The sequence below is a fragment of the Paenibacillus germinis genome, from assembly GCF_013141785.1.
GTDB classification, from domain to species: domain Bacteria; phylum Bacillota; class Bacilli; order Paenibacillales; family NBRC-103111; genus Paenibacillus_E; species Paenibacillus_E phytorum.
Window position 1 is genome coordinate 1 of sequence record NZ_WHOC01000178.1, and the last position, 567, is coordinate 567.

Annotated in this window: 1 protein-coding gene; it reads right to left on the minus strand. The window is 39.0% G+C overall.

Annotated elements, in window-relative coordinates:
• Nucleotides 1-63: 63 nt before the first annotated feature.
• Nucleotides 64-567 (minus strand): TetR/AcrR family transcriptional regulator (locus GC102_RS34970; RefSeq protein WP_171693610.1); only part of this gene is annotated, 504 nt, incomplete at its 5' end.

Here is a 567-nt window from a genome sequence, read left to right on the forward strand (position 1 = left end):
TTAATAGTTTTGTCTCTTCAGTTACTATTTTGGGAACGATCGTTCTCAAAATAACAAAAAAATTTAGTTGATCTTTAAAATTGACATTGTTGTTTCAATTATTTTCTTTAATTTCTCTCTGTCGTCTGTCGTCTTCGCCAAAACCCGAAGCCCAGTTAATGCATTATTAAAATAACACGAAAGCCATTCTGCATTGAGCGTTTTGTCAAGTTCACCCGATTGTTGACCCGCCTCTATAAGCTCACGTATCAAATGCTCAAAATAGGTCAAGCTCTGATTGACCCAAGCTCTGGACTCAGAATCATGTAGGGCCAACTCGACAGCGGTATTTACCATCAGACAGCCTTTTGGAAACTCGTCCTCATCCCGTCTGATCGCCATTTCTAACACCAACCTAATAGTTTCTTCTGCAGAATTGGTGCCTTTTATAATGCTTTTAACCGATTTATCTATCAAATCACTATATCGCTTTAACGCCTTGATATACAAGGAATGCTTATCGCCAAAGGAGTCATACATACTTCTCTTGTGAACTCCCATATGAGAGACTAGGTCCATCATGGACGT